Source organism: Alicyclobacillus acidiphilus NBRC 100859 (assembly GCF_001544355.1).
GTDB lineage: Bacteria > Bacillota > Bacilli > Alicyclobacillales > Alicyclobacillaceae > Alicyclobacillus > Alicyclobacillus acidiphilus.
In genome coordinates this window covers 45815-71380 of the sequence record NZ_BCQI01000008.1, presented here as the reverse complement: position 1 = coordinate 71380, position 25566 = coordinate 45815, and the positions used below count along the sequence as shown (strand labels likewise).

Annotated in this window: 19 protein-coding genes and 1 other annotated feature; of the genes, 14 read left to right on the top strand and 5 right to left on the bottom strand. The window is 58.1% G+C overall.

Annotated features, from left to right (window positions below):
- Positions 1–20: 20 nt before the first annotated feature.
- The 9 genes from AAC01S_RS04940 to AAC01S_RS19535 all read left to right on the top strand — a co-directional run bounded on the left by AAC01S_RS04940 (position 21) and on the right by AAC01S_RS19535 (position 11567).
- Positions 21–1169 (top strand): ABC transporter ATP-binding protein, encoded by a 1149-nt coding sequence (locus AAC01S_RS04940; RefSeq protein WP_067619677.1) that lies wholly within the window; start codon positions 21–23, stop codon positions 1167–1169.
- Positions 1170–1326: 157 nt separating this feature from the next.
- Positions 1327–1587: an HPr family phosphocarrier protein gene (locus tag AAC01S_RS04935; RefSeq protein ID WP_067619674.1), complete on the top strand. Its 261-nt coding sequence runs from the start codon at positions 1327–1329 to the stop codon at positions 1585–1587.
- A 268-nt stretch (positions 1588–1855) separates the two neighbouring features.
- Positions 1856–3661, top strand: coding sequence for a methyl-accepting chemotaxis protein (locus AAC01S_RS04930; RefSeq protein ID WP_083511525.1), 1806 nt, complete (start codon positions 1856–1858; stop codon positions 3659–3661).
- A 223-nt stretch (positions 3662–3884) separates the two neighbouring features.
- Entirely contained in the window at positions 3885–6599 is a 2715-nt protein-coding gene (gene ppc / locus AAC01S_RS04925; protein ID WP_067619671.1) for a phosphoenolpyruvate carboxylase, read from the top strand.
- 84 nt (positions 6600–6683) lie between these two features.
- Positions 6684–7643: a 6-phosphofructokinase gene (gene pfkA / locus AAC01S_RS04920; RefSeq protein WP_245630088.1), complete on the top strand. Its 960-nt coding sequence runs from the start codon at positions 6684–6686 to the stop codon at positions 7641–7643.
- An 85-nt stretch (positions 7644–7728) separates the two neighbouring features.
- Positions 7729–8796, top strand: a complete 1068-nt coding sequence (locus tag AAC01S_RS04915; protein WP_067619665.1) for a class I fructose-bisphosphate aldolase — start codon at positions 7729–7731, stop codon at positions 8794–8796.
- Positions 8797–8972: 176 nt separating this feature from the next.
- Positions 8973–9467 carry a 5-(carboxyamino)imidazole ribonucleotide mutase gene (purE, locus tag AAC01S_RS19855; RefSeq protein WP_067619663.1) on the top strand — a complete coding sequence of 165 codons (495 nt, stop codon included), beginning with the start codon at positions 8973–8975 and terminating at the stop codon, positions 9465–9467.
- Complete coding sequence (gene purK / locus AAC01S_RS04905) at positions 9451–10638, top strand: 5-(carboxyamino)imidazole ribonucleotide synthase (protein ID WP_067619821.1); 1188 nt, start codon at positions 9451–9453, stop codon at positions 10636–10638. The genes purE and purK overlap by 17 nt, the downstream gene beginning before the upstream one ends.
- A gap of 752 nt (positions 10639–11390) precedes the next feature.
- Entirely contained in the window at positions 11391–11567 is a 177-nt protein-coding gene (locus AAC01S_RS19535; RefSeq protein WP_176573017.1) for a hypothetical protein, read from the top strand.
- Here AAC01S_RS19535 and AAC01S_RS19185 read toward each other — a convergent pair.
- Entirely contained in the window at positions 11564–12247 is a 684-nt protein-coding gene (locus AAC01S_RS19185; protein ID WP_067619656.1) for a putative endonuclease domain-containing protein, read from the bottom strand. The genes AAC01S_RS19535 and AAC01S_RS19185 overlap by 4 nt on opposite strands.
- Before the next feature lie 274 nt (positions 12248–12521).
- Positions 12522–12647 (bottom strand): hypothetical protein, encoded by a 126-nt coding sequence (locus AAC01S_RS20040; RefSeq protein ID WP_281178108.1) that lies wholly within the window; start codon positions 12645–12647, stop codon positions 12522–12524.
- Between the two features lie 247 nt (positions 12648–12894).
- Positions 12895–13209, top strand: a binding site (T-box leader).
- A 96-nt stretch (positions 13210–13305) separates the two neighbouring features.
- Here AAC01S_RS20040 and pheS point away from each other — a divergent pair.
- From pheS to AAC01S_RS04870, 4 genes are all read left to right on the top strand, one after another.
- Positions 13306–14340 (top strand): phenylalanine--tRNA ligase subunit alpha, encoded by a 1035-nt coding sequence (pheS, locus tag AAC01S_RS04885; protein WP_067619818.1) that lies wholly within the window; start codon positions 13306–13308, stop codon positions 14338–14340.
- Between the two features lie 56 nt (positions 14341–14396).
- Positions 14397–16820, top strand: coding sequence for a phenylalanine--tRNA ligase subunit beta (gene pheT / locus AAC01S_RS04880; protein ID WP_067619652.1), 2424 nt, complete (start codon positions 14397–14399; stop codon positions 16818–16820).
- 96 nt (positions 16821–16916) lie between these two features.
- Positions 16917–17192, top strand: a complete 276-nt coding sequence (locus AAC01S_RS04875; protein WP_067619649.1) for a cell division protein ZapA — start codon at positions 16917–16919, stop codon at positions 17190–17192.
- Positions 17189–17728, top strand: coding sequence for a CvpA family protein (locus tag AAC01S_RS04870; protein ID WP_067619646.1), 540 nt, complete (start codon positions 17189–17191; stop codon positions 17726–17728). Before AAC01S_RS04875 ends, AAC01S_RS04870 begins: the two co-directional genes overlap by 4 nt.
- Before the next feature lie 79 nt (positions 17729–17807).
- Here AAC01S_RS04870 and AAC01S_RS04865 read toward each other — a convergent pair whose 3' ends face one another.
- On the bottom strand, positions 17808–18161 hold the full coding sequence (locus tag AAC01S_RS04865; RefSeq protein ID WP_067619643.1) for a phage holin family protein: 354 nt from the start codon (positions 18159–18161) through the stop codon (positions 17808–17810).
- A 113-nt stretch (positions 18162–18274) separates the two neighbouring features.
- Between AAC01S_RS04865 and AAC01S_RS04860 the strand changes: the two genes are divergently transcribed.
- Complete coding sequence (locus AAC01S_RS04860) at positions 18275–20617, top strand: endonuclease MutS2 (RefSeq protein WP_067619641.1); 2343 nt, start codon at positions 18275–18277, stop codon at positions 20615–20617.
- Between the two features lie 29 nt (positions 20618–20646).
- On the opposite strand, the gene pepF is transcribed toward AAC01S_RS04860, so the two are convergent.
- On the bottom strand, positions 20647–22446 hold the full coding sequence (gene pepF / locus AAC01S_RS04855) for an oligoendopeptidase F (RefSeq protein WP_067619638.1): 1800 nt from the start codon (positions 22444–22446) through the stop codon (positions 20647–20649).
- Positions 22447–22501: 55 nt separating this feature from the next.
- Positions 22502–25492 carry a transglycosylase domain-containing protein gene (locus AAC01S_RS04850; RefSeq protein WP_083511521.1) on the bottom strand — a complete coding sequence of 997 codons (2991 nt, stop codon included), beginning with the start codon at positions 25490–25492 and terminating at the stop codon, positions 22502–22504.
- Between the last annotated feature and the right edge of the window lie 74 nt (positions 25493–25566).

Sequence of the window (25566 nt, the reverse complement as noted above, 5' to 3'; positions counted from 1 at the left end):
CATATCTGGGAGGTATACGAATGGCGAGAGTTCTGCTGGAGCACATCTACAAGACGTATGGCGGAGCGTCGGAACCGACCGTCAAGGACTTCAATCTGGATATCCAGGACAAGGAGTTCGTTGTGTTCGTCGGTCCGTCGGGTTGTGGTAAAACAACCACACTGCGCATGATTGCCGGGCTGGAAGATATCACGGACGGCAATTTGTACATTGGCGAGCGGCGCGTGAACGACGTCGCGCCGAAGGACAGAGATATCGCGATGGTGTTCCAAAACTACGCGCTGTATCCTCACATGTCGGTATATCAAAACATGGCGTTTGGGTTGAAGCTGCGGAAAGTGCCGAAGGCGGAAATCGACAAACGGGTGCAGGAAGCCGCAAAAATTCTCGACATCGCCCATCTCTTGGATCGCAAGCCGAAGGCCTTGTCGGGTGGTCAAAGGCAACGTGTCGCCTTGGGGCGCGCCATCGTCCGCGAGCCGCAGGTGTTCCTGATGGACGAACCGTTGTCCAACTTGGACGCGAAGTTGCGCGTGCAGATGCGTGCGGAGATTCGCAAACTGCACCAACGCCTGCAGACGACGATGATTTATGTCACGCACGATCAGACCGAGGCCATGACCATGGGTGATCGCATTTGCGTGATGCGCGATGGTATCATTCAACAGGCGGATACCCCGCAGGTGGTGTACAGCCAACCGAGGAATATGTTCGTGGCTGGATTCATCGGGTCTCCGGCAATGAACTTCATTCGCGGCGAGATCGTCGCCGACGGAGGCAAGTTCTACTTCCGCGCACCGTCGATATCGCTAGAGTTGCCGGAGGGCCGCCACGCCTTGCTGAAGAACTCGGGTATCGTTGGTCAACCGGTCGTGCTTGGCGTCCGCCCGGAAGACCTGCACAACGAAGAAGTGTTTATGGAGACGTATCCCGATACCGTGATCAACGCGCAGGTGGAAGTTGTGGAGCACATGGGCGCAGAAGTGTATCTGCACTGCTCCGTCGGCAGCAATACGATTATCGCGCGAGTCAATGCGCGGTATCCGTATCAAGTGGGTTCGAACGTCAAATTGGCTGTCGATTTGAACAAGATCCACATCTTTAACGCTGAAACGGAAGAGTCCATCGGGTTCGCGACAGCTGGCTCGAAGCAAGAGGTCACGGTATAAGCGTGTCCGAACAGGTCACAGGTACGACGCGACGATACTCAGCAGAGTTCTGTGACCGAACATCTATAAGCGTCGGTGAAGTGGAATACTATCCAAGTTTCGCACACGTGTGCCATCCGAGTATGTGGATGCACACGATACGGTGGAGGTGATTGGTATGGTTGAACGCAAAGTCGTTGTGGCCTTGGCGCAAGGATTAGCCGCAAGACCTGCCGCTGAATTTGTCAAACGCGCTTCGTCGTTTACGAGCAGTGTCCGTATTGGTAAGCATGATCAATTTGTGGATGCAAAGAGCATTCTCGGTGTCATGTCGATGGCGATTTCGCACGGCGAAGAGATTGTGGTCCAGGTCGATGGCGCTGACGAAGACGCAGCAATCGAGGCCTTGGTGGAATTATTGACCTCGACGAGCGTGTGACATCGTCTCCTTCGCAGGCATCTTTGTCGAAATTCTCGTGGAAACCGTCTCGCCTGTCGCTTGAACGCGATTGGGGGAGGCGGTTTTTTGCGTGGTTGGAATCGGATTGGATTCGACAGGGTTCGGCTTGCAGGGAAACATTCCGACAAGTCGAATTAGTGAACTCTAGCTCCCGTGAAATCGGTTTCTTCGGTCCGTCGCCCCGATTGCGCGAGGAATTTTTTCCGTTTTTATGGATTGAGGTTGGTCATGTGAAAGGGCTGGTAGAATGACTGTCTTTTTTTCGCGCGTCAGGGCGGCTTTGACGCGATCCAAAACGACGAGCTGGATCGTAACGGCATGCGTCGGTGCAGGGAAGGTCGCGAAACGTTTGGGACGCTTCCTTCCTGGTTTGAAAATTCGCCAAAAATTCATGGTGAATACGGCCTTGACGACCGTTCTTATCATCGCCATCGGGATCACGAACTGGGCGATTGTGCAACGAATTCACACGGCGACTGTCAAGATGGAGAACGCTGCGAGCGTGCTCGATCAAATCCGCACGCTTGATTACGACATCAGCAGCGTGGACGACGACGGTGCCATTTATTTGCTGGATCCGACTGGACCAGAAGCCTCGTCGGCCATGCAGGATTACAAGCGCGATGGGACAAAGGTGCAGCAGGATCTGAGCAAGTTGCAAAGGGCCGACGTCAGTAAGCAGGACAAGGCGATCCTGAGCTTGTTCGACGTTCAATGGCAGCCGGTCCTACAGGAGAACGAGTTGTCGTTCCAAAGCGTTTCGAGCGGTCTGGCCTCCGTCCAAAGCGAGTATACGCAGAACTCGATTCAACCATTGCTCGACAGCTTGGTTCAGTTCACCAACGACGAACAGGCTGCGGAGAAGGTCGCCAGCCGCGAGGTCATCAACCTGATACGCGAAACGGTGATTTGGGACGTAATCATCTCTCTGATCGCCATCGCGATTGGCTTTGGGGGCAGTTGGCTGCTCTCCGTCATCATTACGACGCCGATCCTGCGCATGCGGAAAATGGCGCTCGAAATATCCAAAGGCAACCTGCGGGTCGATCGCGTTCAAATCGAGTCGGAGGACGAACTGGCGGATTTGGGCAACGTGTTGAATCAATTGGCGGAGAATCTGAAGACGCTGATTCTCGGCATCGCGCAAGCGTCCGAACATGTGGCCGCGTCGTCGCAGCAATTGTCGGCCAGCGCGGACGAAATGATGCACGCGACGGAAGAAATCGCGACCTCCATTGAGCAGGTCGCCGCCGGGGCAGCCACGCAGATGGAGGAGATTACGCAGACCTCGTCTTCGGTCGGCGAAGTCATCGGCGAGATCGACACGGTTACCGCGCTGACCCAGGTGCTGAGCGAAAACGCCCAGCATACCAGAGAGCAGGCGGGCCGCGGTACGCAGATGATGGAATCGATGGAAAGTCAAATGGGGACGATTCGCGATCGCGCGGGTGGCGCGGCAGACTTGATTGCGCAACTGTCGGAAAAATCGTCCGACATCCGGCATATTGTCGAGACGATCGCGTCAATCGCGGATCAAACGAACTTGCTCGCGCTGAATGCGGCCATTGAGGCGGCGCGCGCCGGTGAACATGGCCGCGGGTTTGGCGTCGTCGCCGACGAGGTGCGCAATCTCGCGCGGGGGAGTGCCGACGCGGCGCGCGAAGTGACGCAAATCATTGGCGATTTGATTGCGATCACGACGCAAACGGTGCAATCCATCGGTCAGGTGACCAGCGAGGTGGAAGCGGGATCGACGCTTGCCGCTTCGACGCGCGAGACGTTCCAACGCATTACGGAATCGATGGACGATGTCAATCGCCGCGTTGAAGAGGTGACCAGAGCCACGAGCACCATCGCCAAACGTGCGGCGGATATGTCGTCGTACATGGAGCATGTGGTTCATCTGGCGCAGACGGCGTCGGACGAGTCCCGGAGCGTCGTCGCCGCGGCGCAGACCCAGTCGGGCTCCATGGAGGAAATCGCCGCGACAGCGAATTCCCTCAGCCAGCGCGCGCAGGAGTTGCAGGCGTTGATTGGCCGCTTCGAAATCTAAGCCATACACTGGCGATGCGGCAGTGGAATAGGGCAGCGGCGATTGTTCTTCGCGCCGCTGTTGTCTCGGGTGGAGAAATCACAATGGCGCATTGCGTTCGGAAAGCGATTCAGTGTAGGCTGAATAGAGAGGTTTTTTCCGAAAGGCACAATGGCCCTTGTGCAGGGGCTATCACGCAACATGAGACTCCCGTATCGATTGCGGCGAAAAGGAGGACTGCCTTGTGGCTAACGACGCCCCGCTACATAGAGATATTCGAATCCTCGGAGATTTACTTGGAGAAGTGTTGGTTGAACAATGCGGCGTTGAGGTCCTGAATCAAGTGGAGCGGATCCGAACCGCGGCGAAGCTGTTTCGAGCCGATCCTTCGGGCGAGACCCGCGACGCTTTGACTGAGGCTGTTTCAGAGGTTCCGGAGTCTCTTCGCAACGACACCATCCACGCTTTTTCCGTGTATTTTCAACTCGTTAACCTGGCGGAGCAGAACCACCGTCTGCGGCGGCACCGCGACTATGATCGGGCGCAGCACGTGGGCCGCGGGACGTTTCGCGAAGCGATGGTCACACTTCGCGATCGCGGCCTGGACGCCGCAGGCGTCGAGCAGTTGTTGACCGAAGTGGGCATTGAACTCGTGTTGACCGCGCATCCGACAGAAGCCTTGCGGAGAACTGTGCTCGACAAGCACAACAAGATCTCGGCGTATCTGGAGGAGATGGACGATCCGCGGAAGACCTCGCGCGAGTTGGCAGCCTTGAGAGAACGCATTCGAACGGAGATCGTCGCATTGTGGCAGACCCGTTCTGTTCGCAAGCAGCGGATTACGGTCCTCGACGAAGTGCGAAACGGACTCTACTTCCTGGATCAAATCCTGTTCGACGTACTTCCAGACGTTCATCAAAAACTGGAACATGCGGTGAACGAGGTTTACAGCGGGGAGCACATCGAGGTTCCATCGGTGATCCGCTTCGGTTCCTGGATGGGCGGAGATCGGGACGGCAACCCGAACGTGACCGCAAAGATCACGGAGCAGACCCTGTTGCTGCACTGCGATCTGGCGTTGAACAAGTATGAGGCGAAACTGCGCACACTCGGACGCGACCTCAGTTCATCCGTGGAATTGGTTGGCGCAGACGAGGCTTTGTTAGCATCACTGGATAAGCCCTCTGACGAACCGTATCGCGCGAAGATCAACCAAATGCTTGAGAAGCTTTCCAACACGCGGGCGAGCATCCATGGCAAACCGGTGGATGGGCCTACCTATGCCAACGCGGAAGAACTCATGGCCGACATCGAGTTGATGGCGGGATCGCTCAATCGCCATCGCGGCGAACGGTTGGTGGACACGTTCCTGCGTCCGTTCCTGCTTCAGGTGAAGCTGTTTGGATTCCATATGGTTACGCTCGATATCCGCCAGCACAGCGGCGTCCATGAACAGGCTGTGGCGGAACTGTTCCAGGTAGCGGGCTTGCCGGATTACATGGCTTGCGATGAAGCGAAGCGCGTCCAGTTGCTGTCCGATTGTCTGGCGTCGCCTCGTCCCATCCGCAACCCGTACCATACGTACTCGCCGATCACGACGGAAGCCTTGGCGGTCTTCGACTGTATTCGCCGCGGCCACGCCCTGTACGGCACCGATTGCATCAAGGACTATCTGATTTCGATGACGCAGGGGGCAAGCGACCTTCTGGAAGTGTTGCTGCTGGCGAAGGAATCGGGCTTGTTCGGTTGGCCCGAAGGCCCGGCGCATCCTCCAAAGAGCGATTTGAACGTCGTTCCGCTATTTGAAACTATCGAAGACTTGGAAGCGGCCCCGGAGATTATGCAATCGCTGTTCGAAAATCCGGTGTATCGGCGCCAGGTGAAAGCGCATGACGAACGTCAGGAGATCATGCTGGGCTACTCGGACAGCAACAAGGACGGCGGCTATTTGACCGCGAATTGGTCGCTGTATACGGCGCAGCGCAAACTGCTTGCCGTGGCGAAGAGAGACGGCGTCAAGCTGAAGTTCTTCCACGGTCGCGGCGGTGCGCTCGGCCGCGGCGGCGGTCCCGTCGAGCAGAGCATCCTTGCCCAGCCGACGGAAGCGTTGCGCGGCCATGTCAAAATCACGGAGCAGGGCGAAGTGATTTCGCAGCGCTACAGTCACCCAGGGATTGCGGAGCGATCGCTCGAGTCCGCGATGGCGGCCGTTCTGATTGGCGCCACCCGCGACGTTTCGGAAGACGGAGACGAACAGGCGCGCTGGTTTGAATTGCTCGCCCAGGCGTCTGCGAGTTCGTTCGCGGCCTACCGCTCCCTGGTCTTCGAGGACCCGGACTTCCTTGCGTACTTTCATCAAGCTACGCCGATCGACGAGATCGGGAAGATGAACATCGGCTCACGTCCGGCCAAGCGCAACAACTCCGCACGGATTGAGGATTTGCGGGCAATTCCGTGGGTCTTTTCCTGGACCCAGAGCAGGCATCTGCTGCCAGCGTGGTATGGTTTCGGGCAGGCGATGGAGAAGACGTTGGCTGCCGAGCCTTCCAGCTTGGACGCGTTCCGGGCGATGTACCAGCGTTGGGGATTTTTCCGAACCATCGTCGACAACCTGCAAATGGCGTTGGCGAAGGCCGACATGCTGGTGGCGAAGGAGTACGCGCGACTCGCGGGTGAGGTCGGCGAACGGATCTTCGCCAAGATCGAGGATGAGTATCAGCGCAGCCGGCGGGTTGTGCTGCAGATCACGGGGTATGCCGAGCTGCTCGACAACCGCGCCGTGATTCAAGAGTCGATTGCGCTGCGCAATCCGTATGTCGATCCGCTGTCGTTCCTGCAGGTCAATCTCTTGCGAGCGCTGCGTTCGACTGCGGAAGAGGACGATCAGCGCGAGGCGTTGCTTGCGGATACCCTGTTGACTATCAACGGCATCGCGGCAGGGCTGCGGAACACCGGTTGATTGCACGATGAACCAGTCTATTTGAGTCATTGCAAGAGCCAGATTTCTGAACTACCATGAAGTTGTCTATTGGGGGTGAGGATCATCCGCAAGATTGGCGTGCTTACAAGTGGTGGAGACGCACCGGGAATGAACGCGGGTGTTCGGGCAGTCGTTCGCAAGGCGATTTACCACGGACTCGAAGTCATTGGCATCCGGCGCGGATACGCCGGACTGTTGGACGGCGACTTCCGTCCGATGCCGCTCGAATCGGTCGGCGATGTGATTCAACGCGGAGGAACCTGCTTATATACCGCGCGTTGTCTCGATTTTCTGACAGAGGAAGGACAAAAGCGCGGCTATCAACGGTTGAAGGATGCCGGGATCGAAGGATTGATTGTGTTTGGCGGGGACGGGTCGTTCCGGGGCGCGCAAAAGCTGCACGAACTCGGCATCCGGACGATTGGCGTGCCTAGCACCATCGACAACGACATCGGCGCGTGCGACGCCAATATCGGGTTCGATACGGCCGTGCAGACAGCCATCGAAGCCATCGATAAGATCCGCGACACGGCGACATCGCATGAACGTACGTACGTGATCGAAGTCATGGGGCGAAGCGCCGGCCATATCGCATTGGCCGCAGGGCTGGCTGGCGGCGCCGAATCTGTGTTGATTCCGGAGGTCCCGTACAAACTAGACGATGTTGTCGCGAAACTGCAGCGGGGGGTCGCCCGAGGTAAGAAGCACTCCATTATCGTCGTCGCCGAGGGTGCGGGCCACGCCGTCGATATCGGACGGTACATCGAGCAGCACACCGGGTTCGACACGAGAGTGACGGTGCTGGGCCACGTACAGCGCGGCGGCGCGCCCAGCGCGAACGATCGCGTACTTGCGAGCCGCCTTGGCGCCCATGCGGTGGATCTGTGCATGGCTGGTGTTTCCGGGGAAATGGCGGCGACACTCAACGGCAACCTGATTTCGGTTCCGTTTGACGAGGTGTTCCGCTCAGAGCGCAAGCCAGCGCAAGAATTGTGCGAACTCGCCGACATCCTTTCGATTTGAGGAACGATTTGAGGAACGATTTGAGGAACGATTTGGGCAACGACGTTCAGAAAAGGTTCAGAGGTTCATACAAGGAGAGATTTAGATGATCGAGAAAATTCGCGAATATTTGGGCTCCGAAGCAGATTCACTGTTGAACCACCAGACAAAGACCATTCCCGCTTCGTCGATAACATCTCCATCCCCTACATATCTGGACGACGTGTTCACGTACACCAACCGCAACAACCAGGTTCTGCGTTCTCTTCAGTCCCTGTTTGGCACCGGCCGTTTGGCGAACACGGGGTATGTTTCGATTTTGCCTGTGGACCAAGGCATCGAGCATTCCGCTGGGGCGTCGTTTGCCAAGAACCCGGCTTACTTTGACGCGGAGAACATCGTGAAACTCGCGATTGAGGGCGGTTGCAACGGTGTCGCTTCGACGCTCGGCGTACTGGCTTTGACGAGCCGCAAGTACGCGCACAAGATTCCGTTCATCGTGAAGATCAACCACAATGAGATGTTGACGTATCCAAACAAGTTCGATCAAGTGATGTTCGCCTCGGTGGATCAAGCCTGGGATCTCGGCGCGGCCGGCATCGGCGCGACCATTTACTTCGGCTCCCCCGAATCCACACGCCAGTTGCAGGAAGTGAGCGAGGCGTTTCAACGGGCGCACGAACTGGGCATGTTCACGATTCTCTGGTGCTACCTGCGCAACCCGGCGTTCGCAAGCGGCGGCACCGACTACCATACGTCCGCCGATTTGACCGGACAAGCCAATCATCTCGGTGTCACTATTGAAGCCGACATCATCAAGCAAAAGTTGCCAACCAACAACGGCGGCTATACGGCTTTGAACATGGGCGAAAGCAGCTACGGCAAAACGGACAAGCGTATCTATACGGAACTGACGTCGGATCACCCAATCGATCTCACTCGCTATCAGGTCGCGAATTGCTATATGGGCAAGATTGGCCTGATTAGTTCTGGCGGCGCCTCCGGCGACAACGATTTTGCGGAAGCCGTCAAGACTGCGGTCATCAACAAGCGCGCTGGCGGCATGGGTCTCATCTCGGGCCGCAAGGCGTTCCAACGGCCAATGGATGAAGGCGTCAAACTTCTCAATGCGATTCAAGACGTGTATCTTTGCAAAGACGTCACGCTCGCGTAACGCCTTGCCCTTGAATTGGATGGGCCCTACTGACGTTCATCGCGCTCTTGCGGGCGCGATCGCCATAGGGTCCATTTTTGAGATCCTGTAGGCTCGCGAGCGTCTGAAGTTCGATCAGTGGAAGCTCAATCAGTGGAAGCTCAATCACACGTTTCTGGGATAAAGGAGGACACGGCATGTCATCGCCGTTGGTAGGTGTCATCATGGGCAGCCAAAGCGACTGGGAAACCATGCGTCACGCTTGTGCGGTACTGGAAGAATTGAGCGTTCCCTATGAGCGCAAAGTGGTTTCTGCTCACCGGACGCCGGATTACATGTTCGAATATGCCGCTTCCGCGCGCGATCGCGGATTGCAGGTCATCATTGCGGGCGCAGGGGGCGCCGCGCACCTGCCGGGGATGGTCGCTGCGAAAACCAACCTGCCCGTCATCGGCGTGCCTGTACAGACATCGACGCTGCAGGGCCTTGAGTCGTTGCTGTCCATCGTGCAAATGCCAGGCGGTGTTCCGGTCGCGACCATGGCGATTGGCAAAGCCGGGGCCACGAACGCCGGACTATTCGCGGCGAGGATTCTCGCAGCGAACGACGAGGCCCTGGCAGCCCGGCTCGACGCCCGCGCCGCGGCCATTCGAGATCAGGTGTTGGAAGGTGGCGATCCCGGTGCGCAATAGGCGAGACGTTGTCCTTCCTCCAGCCACCATTGGCATTCTCGGCGGCGGCCAATTGGGGCGGATGATCGCCATAGACGGCCGCAAAATGGGCTATCGCTTCGAAGTGCTCGATCCCACGCCGGATTGTCCGACCGCTCAGGTCGCGGACGGTCAAGTGCAGGCGGAATATCGCGATCTCGCCGCCGCCAAGCAACTCGCCGAGCGCTGCGATATCGTCACCTACGAGTTTGAAAACGTCGATGCCGACGTAGCCGCCGTCCTCGAGCAATCGACCGCGGTCCCACAGGGCAGTTCGCTGTTGGCAACCACCCAGCATCGCGTTCGCGAGAAGACAGCCCTGCACCAGGCCGGTTTGCCAGTCACTCCGTTCGTGCCCATATACGCATTGGCCGATCTTGATTCCGCCTATCGCCAGTTTTCTGGCGAAATGGTGGTCAAAACGTCCCGCGGCGGCTACGACGGCAAAGGACAATGGATGGTGCGATCCGCCGCCCAGTTCAACGAGGGCGTCGCCGCCTGGTCCGACATCCTCCTGGCGAACGCTGCCGCGTCAACGCGAGGAGATGCGGGAGATGCGGCGCTGATCGCGGAACAGTATATCCCGTTCATCGGAGAGTGCTCGGTGGTCGTCGCCCGCAATCGACGCGGTGAAGTCGCCGCGTTTCCAGCCTCCGAAAATGTCCATGTCCACCACATCCTGCACCTTTCCATTGTCCCAGCGCGCTTCGACGCAAGCGTGATGCGAGAGGCTGAACGACTTGCCCGGCAAGTCGCCGAAGCGCTCGACGTCATCGGACTCGTCGCCGTCGAGTTCTTCGTCACGGCGGGAGGCGAACTGTTCATCAACGAGCTGGCCCCACGCCCGCACAACAGTGGACATTACACGATGGACGCCTGCGCCACGAGCCAGTTTGAGCAGCACCTTCGCGCCATCTGCAACCTGCCGTTGGGCGACGTTTCGCTTTTGACACCTGCCGTCATGGTGAATGTCCTGGGCCAGCACGTCGAAGGAGTCTTCGACGCCATGGCGGACTTCCCATCCAACGTGAAAGTGCACTGGTATGGCAAGGCGGAGGCCAAGCGCGATCGAAAGATGGGACACCTGACTATCCTCACCGAGGATGTCGAGAAGGCCATCGCTTGGATTGAGTCGACCGGCATTTGGGGGTAGGTGCGGGTGAGGCGCTCGGTCGCCCATAAGGGACAAAAGTACCGCTATGAGGCGGGGGTGGCCGGGTGGCAGTGGCGCTCGGTCGCCGATAAGGGACAAAAGTACCGCTATGAGGCGGGAGTGGCCGGGTGGCAGTGGCACCCGGTCGCCCATAAGGGACAAAAGTACCGCTATGAGGCGGGGGTGGCCGGGTGGCAGTGGCGCTCGGTCGCCGATAAGGGACAAAAGTACCGCTATGTGAGGGGAGTGGCCGGGTGGCAGTGGCGCTCGGTCGCCGATAAGGGACAAAAGTACCGCTACGCGAGAGAAATGGCCGCGAGGCAGTGGCACCCGGTCGCCCATAAGGGACAAAAGTACCGCTACGGGAGGGGAGTGGCCGGGTGGCAGTGGCGCTCGGTCGCCCATAAGGGACAAAAGTACCGCTACGGGAGGGGAGTGGCCGGGTGGCAGTGGCACCCGGTCGCCCATAAGGGACAAAAGTACCGCTATGAGGCGGGGGTGGCCGGGCGCCCGACTCGCGCCACCGCCGATAAGGGACAAAAGTACCGCTACGGGAGGTGAGTGGCCGGGTGTCCGACTCGCGCCACCGCCGATAAGGGACAAAAGTACCGCTATGTGAGGGGGAGTGGCCGGGCGCCCGACTCGCGCCACCGCCGATAAGGGACAAAAGTACCGCTACGCGAGGGGAATGGCCGGACGCCCGACTCGCGCCACCGCCGATAAGGGACAAAAGTACCGCTACGCGGCGGGCCATGGCCATGGCCATCACCGTCACCATCACCATCACCATCACCATCACCATCACCATCACCGTCACCATCACCATCACCATCACCATCACCGTCACCATCACCATCACAAGCTGCCTCATTGTCTGTGAGGATCGTCGCTTTCTCCACAGTGGCGAATGGCTCGGGTCAATGGGTTAAATATCCAATCGGACCATTCTGCGTGACTCGTGAAGTATATATGCGCGAATGCGCGTTCGTTTGTTCAAAGGACAGAGCCACTTGACCCGGACCAGTTCTCGTAAGTGGCGTCTGGTACTCTTCGAGTTCAACCCCGTGTGGAGGCTCACTTGCTTCGGGGTGATCGGCCCTTCGGAATTGAGTGCGAGCCGGATGATTTCTCGATCAACCGGCGCAAGTTCACTCAATCCTACGATTGGCTCGCCGCTCAATCGTCCTATGAGTTGCTGGATCATCTGTTGGCATTGTCTGGCGTGCAATTTCACGTCCAGATATGTAAAGCGCAAAACTTGCCAACCGTCGATGACCAAGTGGTTTTGTCGCCGAAGGTGTTCAGAGAAATCGTCTTGTGTGATATCCCGCATATGGGTGGCAATGCCGTCGATTTCGATCGCGATTTTGTAGTGATCGCGGATGTACGCAAAATCGATGTAGCGGGTGCCCTCCTTGTAGTCGCGGACAGGGTACTCGGCATGGAGCCATTTGAAATTGTGAAACGCCTGCCACCATACGGAGGATAGAAATAGGATTTCCGCATGCTGCACCCCTGCTTCGAGTCGTTCTCGATCACGCTGAACTCGGCCTGACGCCTGTTCGCGCAGAAATTCGAACACGTAGCCATCGCCGCCCCATGCGTCCATGGATATTCCTCCTTTTGCGTATCGTTTATCGTGCGGCTGACCATGGTGATTTTCTTAACTCTAGGTTGATCGCCGCGAAAAGTCGATGACGCGAAGGAGAGTGTCAAGATGTTCAGCAAAGGACTCGTGCCAACTGCGCGAATGCGCTCTTCGATCCCGCCTTCGCGATCGCGCCGCCGCATCCAATCCGGGCGGACTCTCGTCCAGCCGTGCCGATCCAAAAGGGCCTCGATCCGCCACCGGATCGAGGCCCTTTTGTTAGCCTGCAAGCCAATCAGTATACCGCGCCAGCGCCGGCACCTGCTGCTCCGCCGTAGCTGGGAACGAGCAAGAAGAAGAGCACAAAGATGATCAGGAAGACGACTGCCCACTGTGTGTAGCTACCGAAAACTCCGTACATAGAAACGCCTCCTTCAAGGTTTCGACGACGAAGTGTGCCGCCGAGCACACTGCTACAATATGTATCCTGGAACGCGGCGATCACGACGGATACCCAGTCGCCGTCAACGACGCGGATTTTTCGCGCGCCCACCGCACCCCACGGCACCCCACCGCTGCGCCCCGCCCGTCCTTCGCCCCCACCTTGGTCAAGTTTCCAACTTGCGACACGTAAGGGTTTTTCGTATACTCAAATCGAATTTGATATCGATATGGCTGTGACGAGGCGAGTAGGACGGAGCAGGTTCCCCAGGGAGGCGCGCCTAGACTGGAAGCGTGCCGGACACGACCGTCTGAAGTTCCCCTCTGAGCTGTGGGGTTGAAGCGGATGAGATGGGTTGCCATCGGAAGTCCGAAAGTAGGCCTCACCGGATGATCGTTCCGTGCCAACACGCCGTCGGCGTTGGGGGCATCGAATATCGCCCCTCGTGAATCGCGATGTGGGGAAAACGTCCGTTATGGATAAGAGATGGGCGACACTTTGTCGTCAATTAGGGTGGTACCGCGAGCAACTCGCCCCTATGGTGGGCGGTTGCTTTTTTGCGTTGTGCCGCTTGATGCCATGGTGTCGAATCGCCAACGAGCGAGTTGAAGGAGGACTCTGTGTGGATTTCGAGGCATTGGATGTGGAACTGAACGGGCTCCGGGAGACAGCGCTCAAGCGGCTGGGTGAAGTGGGGGACACGAGATCGCTGGCTGACTGGCGCGTGGAGTATATGGGCAAGAAGAGCGCCATTTCGACGTTGTCGAAGCAGATGGGAAGTTTGAGCGCAGAGGATCGTCCAAAATTTGGGCAGCGAATGAACGAGGTGCGCCAGGCGTTGGAGACGGCGTTCGCGGCGAGGCAGGCGGAATTGGAGCGGATCGAACAGGCGAAGCGGCTGGCGGCGGAGACCATCGACGTGACGCTGCCGGGACGACGTGTGCCGATGGGCGCCATTCATCCGATTTCGCGCGTGATTCGCGACATCGAGGAGGTCTTTCTTGGCATGGGCTTCTCGATTGTCGATGGACCTGAGGTGGAAACGGACCATTACAACTTCGAGTTGCTCAATTTGCCAAAAGATCATCCTGCGCGTGATATGCAGGACACGTTCTATTTGACGGAGGAGTTGCTGCTGCGTACGCACACGTCGCCGATGCAGGTGCGGACGATGGAGCGAATGCGCGGCGAGGTGCCGATTAAAGTGATCGTGCCTGGACGCGTCTACCGCCGGGACGAGGACGATGCGACACACTCGCACGCGTTCACGCAGATCGAGGGACTCGTGGTGGATCGCGGCGTTCGAATGAGCGACTTGAAGGGTACGCTGGAAACGTTCGCCAAAGCGTTGTTCGGACCGAACCAGCAAGTGCGCCTGCGGCCGAGTTACTTCCCGTTCACCGAACCAAGCACCGAGGTCGACGTGATTTGCGTTCATTGCCAAGGGGACGGTTGTCGTGTGTGCAAGGGTACCGGGTGGATCGAAATCCTCGGCGCCGGGATGGTGCATCCGCGCGTTCTCGACATGTCGGGATACGACAGTCAAGTGTACAGCGGGTTCGCGTTTGGTATGGGCCCGGAGCGCATCGCGATGCTGAAATATGGGATTTCCGACATTCGCCTGATGTACCAAAACGATCTGCGCTTCTTATCGCAGTTTACTGGGGTGTAACCCATCGCCGTAACCCGGATTGACGGGAACAAGAGACGTGTGTGAGGAGTGGAAGCGTGAAAGTTTCCTATATGTGGTTAAGTGAATATGTCGATCTCGACGATCTTTCTCCACAAGCGCTGGCGGATCGACTGACCAAGGCCGGTCTTGCGGTCGACGGCGTCGAGTCGCGCAATCAAGGCGTTGAGGGCGTGGTGGTTGGCGAGGTGCTGTCGGTCGAGAAGCACCCCGACGCGGAGCGTCTGAACGTGTGTGCTGTGGATGCGGGTACTGGAGAAATTCTGCAGATTGTCTGCGGTGCGCCGAATGTTCGCGCGGGTATCCGGGTCCCGGTTGCCTTGGTTGGGGCCAAGCTGCCTGGGGACGTCAAAATCAAGCGCGCGAAACTGCGCGGCGTCGAATCCAATGGCATGCTTTGTTCGGCTGCCGAATTGGGTCTTGATACGCGCCTACTGCCGGCACACCAGACAACGGGTTTGTACATTTTGCCTGAGGGGACGCCGATTGGCACCGATATCGTGTCGTTGCTGCAACTCGACGACGCCGTGCTCGATGTGGACCTGACGCCGAATCGCAGCGATTGTCTGTCGATCCGCGGCTTCGCGTACGAGGTGGCCGCCATCCTGAAGCGGCCAACCACCTTCCCGACAACTGTCGATTCCTTGGAGTCAGACGGTCCGTCGCCACTCACCGTCCGCTTGGAGACAGACGGATGTTCGCGTTATGACGCGCAGGTGTTGGAGGGTATTGCGTCCAAGCCGTCGCCGCTGTGGATGCAGATGCGGCTGATGGCGATGGGGATCCGCTCCATCGATCTCGTCGTCGACATCACGAACTACGTCATGCTCGAGTGGGGGCAGCCGCTGCACGCGTTCGACGCCGACACCATCGCGGATTCGACCATCGTCGTGCGGCAGGCCCGCGAAGGCGAAGTTTTGGTGACGTTGGACGGCCAGAGCCGCACGTTGACCGGCGACATGATTGTAATTGCGGACCCAGACAAAGCGATTGGCCTCGCCGGGGTGATGGGTGGCGAAAACAGCGAGATTTCTGGGACAACGAAGCGCGTCGTGATCGAGTCTGCCCAATTTGCCGGCCGCGCCATCCGCAGGACTGGCCAACGTCTGGGATTGCGTTCGGAAGCGCAGCAGCGGTTCGAGAAAGGGATCGATCCGTCGGCGGTTCGCAACGCACTCGCCCGGGCGACGGAATTGCTCGTGCGATTGGCCGGCGCACAGCCGATTGGCTCCATGGTCACGGCTCATCGAGGAGACTTGCCTGCGACGGCGACCACGTCCGTTCGTTTTTCGCCCGATGCTTGTCGCGTTTCGCTTGGGCTCGATATTTCCGATGCCGACATGGCTGGAATTCTGGCAAGTCTCGGATTTGTGGTGACCATGCACAGCGACGACTGGACGGTTCAGGTGCCGTCTCGCCGACCCGATGTGGTCCTGCAAGCGGATCTGGTGGAAGAAGTGGCGAGGCTGTACGGTTACGACAACATTCCGTCGACTCATCTCGTTTTGCCCATCACGCCGGGGATGCGGGACGGCCGCCAGCGGTTGATCGAGCAAGTGAAAGACGTTTTGGTTGGGATAGGTTTGTATGAGGTTCGATCCTACGCCTTCACGTCGCCAGAAGCGCTTCGTCCGATGGGCATGAACGAGTCGCAGCCGCCGATCCCGCTCATGCACCCGATGTCCGACGAGCGTGGCGTCTTGCGCACGCATCTGTTGCCGTCGTTGGCGGAGATTGCGAAGCACAACCTCGCCCATCGCGTCGATGGCGGCGCCATCTTCGAAGTCGGTCGAACGTATCTCGCGGATGCGCTGCCGCTTACTAAGCAGCCGATCGAACGAGAGCAGTTCGCCTTGCTGTGGTTTGGCGAAACGGGCGAATCGTTGCGCGAGAAGTCGAGGCCGTACGATTTCTACGACGCGAAGGGCGCGATCGAGCGCGTTCTTGCGGCGCTTGGCGTCAAGGCGACGTTTGTGCGCCTGGAGCTGACGTGGCTTCATCCAGGGCGTTCGGCGCGCATCGTCGTGGGGGATGAGGAAATCGGCGTGATCGGCGAAATTCATCCGGCCATCGCCAACGACATGGGCGTGCCTGGCGGAATCTACGCGGAACTCGATGTGCAGCCATTGGTGAAGCATCGCACGATGGACGTCACTGTGGAGCCTCTGCCGAAATTCCCTGGATCCAGGCGGGATATCGCGCTGTTGGTGCAGCAGGAGGTACCTGTGGGCGAACTGCTGGAGACGATTGAGATGTCCGCGGCGTCGAGCGGGATTTTGACGGGCGTTCAGGTGTTTGATGTGTATATGGGTCAAGGAATTCCTGAAGGTCACAAGAGTGTCGCCATCGCATTGCACTTCCAGGATTCCGAACGGACCTTGACGGACGAGGAAATTGAAGACACCGTTCAGTTGGTTGTCACATCTGCGGCTGTCGCGCACGGTGCGCAACTTCGTTCATAGTGAAACGAAGACCGTTGCAGGAGATCAAGGTTGCAAAAGGGAATATGGAGCAGAAAGTTTCTGCTCAATTGGCTGACGGGAAAGGACGGAGCATAGATGGATGACCAATCAATCAATCGAGTAAAGGTAGTCATCCATGGCGTCGAGTACACCATACGCGGCTCAGCTTCCGAGCGCCACATCCACGAAGTGGCCAGGTTGGTGGATCAGCGCATGTCCGAAATTGCAGCGTCATCAGCCTACATGGATGAACGTCGAGTCGCTGTGTTGACAGCGGTCAATCTCGCCGACGAGTTGCATCGATTGCGACAGGAATACGAGGAACTGTTGGCCATGCTTGACGAGCGAACTCGAGGTGAAACGTCTACGTGAAGGGGATTGACACGCTCGATCTCATTTTTGCCGCGATTGTCCTGTTAGGGGCAATCAACGGCTATCGGATTGGTTTTGTACGCCAGGTTACGCGCTTGTTCGGCGCGGTTATCGCATATTTTGTTTCGTACTGGCTTCGGCCATATATCGCGCCAGTCATCCGGAATTTGCATATTGAAAATCATGTCAAATCGTCCGGCGTCGCTTCACTCGTGCTGGGCGATTTATCAGGAGCCATCGCGTTTGGGTTGGTGTTCCTGGTTACATTCTTGTTGCTTCGGTACGCGGCAGGGCTGTTGGACGCCTTGTTTAGTTTACCCGTTCTGTCGCTCGTCAATCGACTGGTGGGTCTAGTCGCTGGCGTTCTGCTCTCGGCCATTTTTGTGTACGTGGTTGCGTTAATTCTCCACTATGTCAACACGCCGGTCATCCAACATCAGGTTGCGCACTCGGCCATCGTGCACTGGTTGACCGGACAGAATGTGACCGCGAAGCTTGCGACATGGACTGCTTCGGCTCATGGACAACATGTGTAAAGGAAACTTTTCGGACAACCTATCGGATAACCGATAAAGAAGGACTGCCCTCGGGCAGTCCTTCTGTCCTGACATTCGATTAGTCATCGTGGCCGCGGGACTGTCTGAGCGTAGTTGGGACAAACAGGTCGATAATTCCGATGACAAGCGATGCCAAGAGAGCGCCAACAATGTTCGCGCGCATGCCCGGAACGAATAGCTGTGCCACGTAAATGACAATCGCGCCAGAGATAAAGCCAACGATGCCTCGCCCGTATGGCGATATGCGACGGCCGAAGATGGCTTCCATCGCGATGCCCAACAGCGTAATGACCACGGCTGCAAGGAGTGCGGACCAGAAGCCCATGACACCAAAACCGGGTACTAGATAGCCCACAAACATCAAGACAAGAGCGGATACGATGAAGCGGATGATATGACCAAGTACATGCATGCTTCAACCCTCCTCAATGCGTGTCTGATGGTATCGTTTCCGGATGCAGCGCGTCCGATGTGGTAAAATAGATGGGATTTTTGGAGTCATATTGATGATCATGGAGTGGACGAATGAACATACGAGCCCTGCAGGCTTTGGAATTTGATTATGTGCGCGAGCGCGTCGCGAAAGAGGCCATGTCCAGCCTCGGCAAACAAGCGGCCATGGCTATGCTTCCTTTTACGTCGATCGACGCGGCTGAACGTGAACTGGAAACTGTCGACGAAGCCCTTCGCTGCCTGCTGCGGGCAGGCGGGCCGCCGTTTGGCGGCATCACCGATATTCGAAACGATCTTCGGCACGCGCAAGTCGGCGGAACGCTGGGCGCGGATCGGATACTAGCCGTGGCGTTGTTCATCGCCGGTGGTCGCGCGTTCCGACAATATCTGGAGAATGCCGCGACCTTGACGGAGCTCGCGCTGCTGCCCGAGTTGGTTGAGCCGATGACCGACGCTCGCCGCACCGAGCAGGAAATTCGTCACGCGATTGGCGATGACGGCCAAGTGCTCGATCACGCCAGCGACGAACTGCTCAAGCTCCGCATCGAACGGCGCCGTCGCGAAGGCGAAGTGCGAACGGTGCTTGAACGTTTGCTGAGATCGCATCAAAAATTGCTCCAGGAACCCATCATCGCGATGCGCGGTCCATATTATTGCCTGCCCGTGCGCGTCGAAAACAAGAACATGATCCGCGGGATCGTGCGGGATGTTTCGTCGTCCGGATCGACTGTGTTCATCGAGCCGCAGGCGGTCGCAGACATCGGAGATCGCGTTCGAGAGATCCAGATTCTTGAGGAGCGCGAAATCGAACGCATCCTGTTCCGGCTCTCCGGCGTCATTGGCGAGGTTGCCGACGATTTGAAGGTGAACGTCGACATCCTGGAACGGATCGATCTCGTCTTCGCCAAAGCCGGATATGCCCGCCGCATCGACGCCAAGCGCCCGTTGCTCACGACGAACGTGTGGCGCCTGCGCGGTGCGAGGCACCCGCAGCTTTCGGCCGATGCGGTGCCCATCGATGTCGAATTGGGCGACGCGTACCACCTGTTGATGATTACAGGGCCGAACACAGGCGGCAAAACGGTTAGCTTGAAGACGGTTGGGCTCTTGACCTTGATGGCCAAGTGCGGCTTGTTCTTGCCCACGCGTCGGGAGAGCGAAATTGGGTTCTGCCGGGAAATCTTCGTCGACATCGGCGACGAGCAGAGCATCGAGCAGAGCCTGTCGACGTTCTCCTCGCACATGCGCAATATTATCGACATGCTGGCCCGGGTCGATCACGACAGCTTGGTCCTGCTCGACGAACTTGGCGCCGGCACGGACCCTGCGGAAGGATCCGCGCTCGCGATCGCCATTCTCGACAAGCTCTCGCGCATTGGCGCCCGCGTCATGGCGACGACGCACTACGCCGAGTTGAAAGGCTACGCGTTTGAAAATCCGGCCGCCATGAACGCAAGCATGGAATTTGACGTGGAAAGTCTGCGCCCGACGTATCGGCTGCTGATTGGCGTGCCGGGACGCTCCAACGCGCTGGCTATCGCGGAGCGGCTCGGCCTGCCTGCCGATATTCTGCGGGAAGCCCGGGAGCATGTCACGGAGACGAACATCCACGTCGAGGACTTGATTGGCAAGTTGGAACTCGCCAACCGCAACGCCGAAAAACTGCTGGCGGAGGCGGAGGCCGAACGGGATGCGGCAATTCGGATGCGCGACGAATGGGCGGCGAAGTCGGAACGCCTGGAGCGCGAAATCGAGGCGCTGAAGGAAGAGGCACGCAAAGAAGCTGCACGCATCGTCGAACGGGCACGGGAGGAAGCCGAGCGCATCATCCGCGAATTGCGCAGCATGCGAAACGCCGCCGGCGTCAAGGACCACGAGCTCGTGGAGCTTCGCAAAGGGTTCGAAGGGCTGGTGCCGGAGCGGGATCGGCCGAAAGCCAACTCGTCCCGCAAAGACAAACGTCAAACGGTCGCCGTCGGGTCGCGCGTGCGCGTGGTTTCGCTCGGTCAAAAAGGCGATGTCGTCGAGGTCTCGAACGATTCTTCGACCGCGACCGTGCAACTGGGCCTGATGAAGATGAAGGTGGACATATCGGACTTGGAAGTGCTGCAGGAGCGCGAGGAACAGGCCGCGGTTCGCCACTCCCGCCGCGGCGTTGCGACGAAGGACGTCCGCATGGAGCTGGACGTTCGCGGTGAATCCGTGGAAGACGCGATTCTGCGCATCGACAAGTACTTGGACGACGCCGTGGTCGCTGGCCTGTCCCGCATCGTGGTCATTCACGGCAAGGGCACTGGCGCGCTCAAGCACGCGATCCGGCGCCACCTGCAGGGCCACCCTCAGGTCAAGTCCAGCGAGCCGGGCGGCGCTGGCGAAGGCGGGGACGGAGCGACGATTGTCAGCGTGCGGATATGAGCGGTGGACTTGCCGCCGCTCCATCCAACTTAAAAACTCGCCTCAAGTTCGCTCACAAGGCTGCCGACGTAGGCGACCGCTTCGGAAATTGGTGCTGGCTTGGACATGTCCACGCCGGCCATTTTCATGAGGTCGAGCGGCGGCAGACTGCCTCCTGCTTTGAGCACCTCGATCCAGGTCTTCGCGGCAGGTTCGCCTTCTTCGCGAATCTTTTTGGCAATCAGGGTCGATGCCGTGAGACCCGCGGAGTACGTGTACGGATACAATCCCATGTAATAGTGCGGCTGGCGCATCCAGGTGAGCGCCGCGCCTTCGTCGATATGGACAGTATCGCCCCAGAAGCTGCTGAGAACTTCGCCCTTTTGTTCGGTCAACAGATTGGCTGTGATCGATTTGCCGGATTCGGCGAGTCGGTAGACGCGGCGTTGCAGTTCCGCTTCGAGTAGGTGCGTGACAAAGTTGTGGTAGTACGTGCCGAGCAGTTGGCCGATGACCCAACGGCGCATGCGTTGGTCGGACGTGTTCTTCAGGATGTGATCGGCGAGAAGCATTTCGTTGAGTGTCGACGGCGCCTCGATAAAGTACAGCGAGGGGCGCGTATTTGTCAGGCGCTGATACTTGTTTGCCAAAGCGAAGTGGCCTGCGTGTCCCAACTCGTGGGCCAACACGAACGCGCTGCGCATCGTGTCGCCCCAGGTGATGAGAATGTATGGGTGGACGCCGTACGGGCTCGAACAGAAAGCGCCGGTGCTCTTGCCGACGTTATCCAGGTAGTCGATCCAGCGGTTTTCCAGACCTGTTTTGATATTCGCCGCGTATTCCTCGCCGAGTACCTGCAGCGCGTCGAGAATCGTGCGACCCGCGTCCTCGATGCTCGTCTTCGGGCTGAAGGAGGGATCGAGGGGGATTTTGAGATCGCAAAACCGCATCTCGTCGAGCGCGAACAGGCGTTTGCGAAGGGCTGCCAAGCGGCGCATATGCGGCGCAAGTTCACGTTGAATGATGTCCAGCAAGTTGCTGTACATCTCCTCCGTCACTTTCTGCGGCTGCAGAAGCATCTCGGTCGTCGATGAGAAGTTGCGCAGCCGGGCCATGGTGATCTGACGATTGACTTCCTGGGCGTAGGCCGCCGCGAACGTGTGCTTGTATCGTTGCAGGGTTTGGACGAACGATGTGTACGCACTGCGGCGCAACGTGGTGTCGGGTGAAAATTCGTAAATATCTTCGTAGAGAGCGAACGACACAGGGTGCGACACGCCGTTGCTGTCGACGGCGGGATCGAACGACATGTCGGACAACTTGCTGCGTTGGTAGACGACGTATGGACCGCCGAAGACTCGGCCCAAGGCCGCGAGCGTGGCTTCCGTTTCCGGAGACAACATATGCGGTTTGAAGTCGATCACGTCGTTCAACAGATTGGCGAAGTCCCGCAGCTTCGGTTCGTTCGCGAGAAACGCTTGCAGGGTGGACTCTGGGAGCTGCGCCAGCTCCGAATCGATGAAAGAGAGCGTTTGTCCAACTTGTGCGGTCATCGCGGAGGATTGATCAGCCAGGGCCTGATTTGCGGGATTGGTTCCGTCCTCGGCACTGCGCAGCGAGGCGTAGGTCGTGACGCGGATCATTCGCACCTGCAAGTTTTCACGCGCCTCCAGGCACGCGAGCAGCGTGGTTGCGCTTTCTCCCAGCTTGCCCTGATAAGCCGTGACCTGTGACACATCGCGAAGGATGGCGTCCCGTTCGGATGCCCAGGCTTCGTCGCTTGGGAACAGATCGTTCAAATTCCACGTCAGTTCGGTTGGTACTTCGTGTCGTTGCCATCTCTCACTCATGTGTCCATCCTCCATCTGCGTTTCATCGTGTGTGGTGCTCACGGGCGCTGACTGATCAGCGCCCGCTGCCTCGACCGGAACTGTCCGTACCCGGACCGAGGCCTGGAATCCACGACTTCGCTTTGTTCGAATTCTGTTCTGTCGCGCCGTTCGTCATTCCGTTTTCATCCGACGCGCCGTTCGTCGAATTATGTCCGTCTGTCCCATTGTCGATCACGCCGTTCTGCGTGAGGACGTTGGAATCGTTGCCGAACAGATTGCCGCTGCCATTGTCGAACTCGTTCGACGTTCCATTGGTCGCGTTATTGCCTGTCCCGTTGTCAACCGGGTTCGGCGCAGGCAACTGCACTTCGACGACTTGGGACGCGGTGGACAAGGCCGTATTCGACTCCGCGAACACTTCGTAGTAGAGCGTGCCTCCATCCGCCGGCAGATTGGTATCCGTGTACGACGGTGTTTGTACGCTGCCAAGCTTCGTAAACGGCCCATCAGGCGACGTGGATCGATACACATTGTATTGTACCGCTTCGTCCACGGGCTGCCACGTCAGATCCACTTCGGTCCCGTCAAACGTCGCGGAGAGTCCGGTTGGCGGGTTGATTTCCGCCGGATTGGAGGCATCGGGCACGCTGCCTGCGTCCAGCACTTGGCCGCCGCGAGGATCGGGCTGCGTCGGCACCAGATACTGACTTTGATCCGTGATGCCTCCAGGAATCTTGTGGTCCCAATCAGGGATGCGATCCGTGGGCAATTTGATGAACACGCCGGTATGAACTTGCCAAGCTGGCGTTTTCGTCGTGGCCAAATATTTTTTGCCATCGATCACAACATATTTCGCTTCCACGTCGACATCGTCGTAGGTGGTTGGCTGCGTACCCTGAACATACGGTTCGGTGACGATGGAGCCATGCACAGTCGACAAGGACGTCGGCAAAAGTCCGCTCAACGAACTGACGTTGGCCGTGACGACGTCGCTCGGCTTCGGCCAAGGTGTCGTCGCCGGGGATTCCGCCAGGATGGGTTCCATAATGTCGCTCCAGAGGGTGAACTTCAAGTTGTAGTTTGCGGCATCGATCGGTTCGCGATAGTTGTAGCCCATCCAAATGCCCGCCGTGTATTGCTGCGTGTAGCCCATGAACCAGCCATCCGTCAGCGAGTCGGTCGTCCCCGTCTTGCCGGAGATGTATTGTCCCGGGAAATTCGCACCGACCATGGTCGCGGTTCCGCCTGAGTGATACAGAACGTTGTGCAGCATGCTCGTAATAATATAGGCCGTAGAGGGTGTAAACACCTGCTCTGTCTTGGGCGAAGCCTGATAAATCGGCCGGCCCGTCTGATCCTCGATGCGACTGATCATATAACTTTGATGCCATACTCCTTGGTTGGCAAACGTCGTGTAGGCACTTGTCATCTGTTCGACGGTCACGCCGTTGTCGAGGCCGCCGATCGCCGAGGCCAAATGGTTCTCGTCGTCCGCGACAATGGTCGGCTGGCCGTTGAGCGTCTTCGCGTCGGTGCCGAGACCCATCTTGGCCAGGTAGCCAAAGCCGACTTGCGGCGTGATCTCGTCGAGAATGTCGATGGCAGGCACGTTCCGCGACTCATACAAAGCTTCATCCGCCGTCATGAGACCGCCGAAGTCCGGTTCGTCGTCGTGTGGTTCATAATCCGCGCCTGACGTGGACGGAAACAGCGTCAGCGCGTCGTAGAGGATCGATCCCGCCGTCAACTTGCCCTGATCAATGGCAGGCCCATAGTCGAGCAGCGGTTTGATGGACGATCCTGGCTGCCGCGGAATGTCGGCGTGATCGATCTCGTCCTCCAAAAAGTTTCGACCTCCGCCAACCGCCAGAATGCCGCCCGTTTGGTTGTCGATCAGCGTAAAGCCAGCCTGATATTCGTCCTGAATGGTCTTGCCGTTGACCGTGATGGTCTTGTTCGTGCCCGCGAAGAGCGACTGGTTGGACAGGACTTTCTCGACGTCTTCCTGTTTGGAGAGATCGATGGTCGTATAGATGCGCAGCCCGGCCACCGGCAACGCGGATTCGGCGTCGTTGGCGTTGTCGTAGACGCCAGCGTTGACGAGCGCTTTGATCACACGAGGCTTGATTTCGTCCAACATCAGGTACGGATGCGCTGGCAGGCCATTTTCCGGCGCTTTGTGGATTTCTTTCAAGATATCGTAGTGATACGCCTCATTGTATTGAGCTTGCGTGATGAACTTGTCCGCCAACATCTGATTGAGTATGTAGTGCTGTCTGCTCAACGTGTGCTTTGGATACTCATACGGTGAAAAATACGAAGGATTGTTTGGCAGCGCGGCCAAAAACGTGGCTTCGGCCAAGTTGAGATTCTTCGGATCTTTGCCAAACAGAATTTCTGAAGCGCGTTTGACGCCATACACCGTCTCCGTACCCATGCGGCCCATATAGATCCAGTTCATGTAGTCGGTCATGATCTCGTCTTTGGTCAACTGATGGTTGACCTCGATGGCCAGAGCGATTTCCTGGATCTTGCGCTGCATGGTGCGCTGTTGTTCGGGAAATACGGCGAGTTTCACAGTTTCCTGTGTGATGGTGCTGGCGCCGCTTTCGATGGAATGACCAAGCAGATCCTGTACCATCGCGCGCGCCATCGATAGAGGATTGATGCCGATATTCGTAAAAAACGTCTTGTCTTCCGCTGCGATAAACGCGTTGACGAGGTCCGGCGAGACCTGTGACAAGCCGGAAATTGGCTGCCTGTCTCCGTCGCCCGAGAATTGTCCTATGACTCGTCCATTCCTGTCATAGACAACAGAGGGGGCAGAGTTGTTGACAAACGTTGCGGCACTCACCTTGGGCAAGCCCTTCAAGAGAGCGGAAACGTAGCCTGTACCTGCGGCTAAACCAAGGACGACCAAGCTGCCCACGCTGAACGCACCGATGCGAACAGCCCGCCAAAGGCGCGGATGTCCCTTCGCTTCCCGTTTTGCGGCTGGCGTTTGTGGGCGACCAGTCCGTATCACACGTGTGCGTTGGTCCACCCCATCACGTCTTTTGCGCATGCTGCCCCTCCTTCCGTCTCGAAAATTATAGCATACACCTGATTTCCCAACGTGAACGCTTTCTGAACACCGTC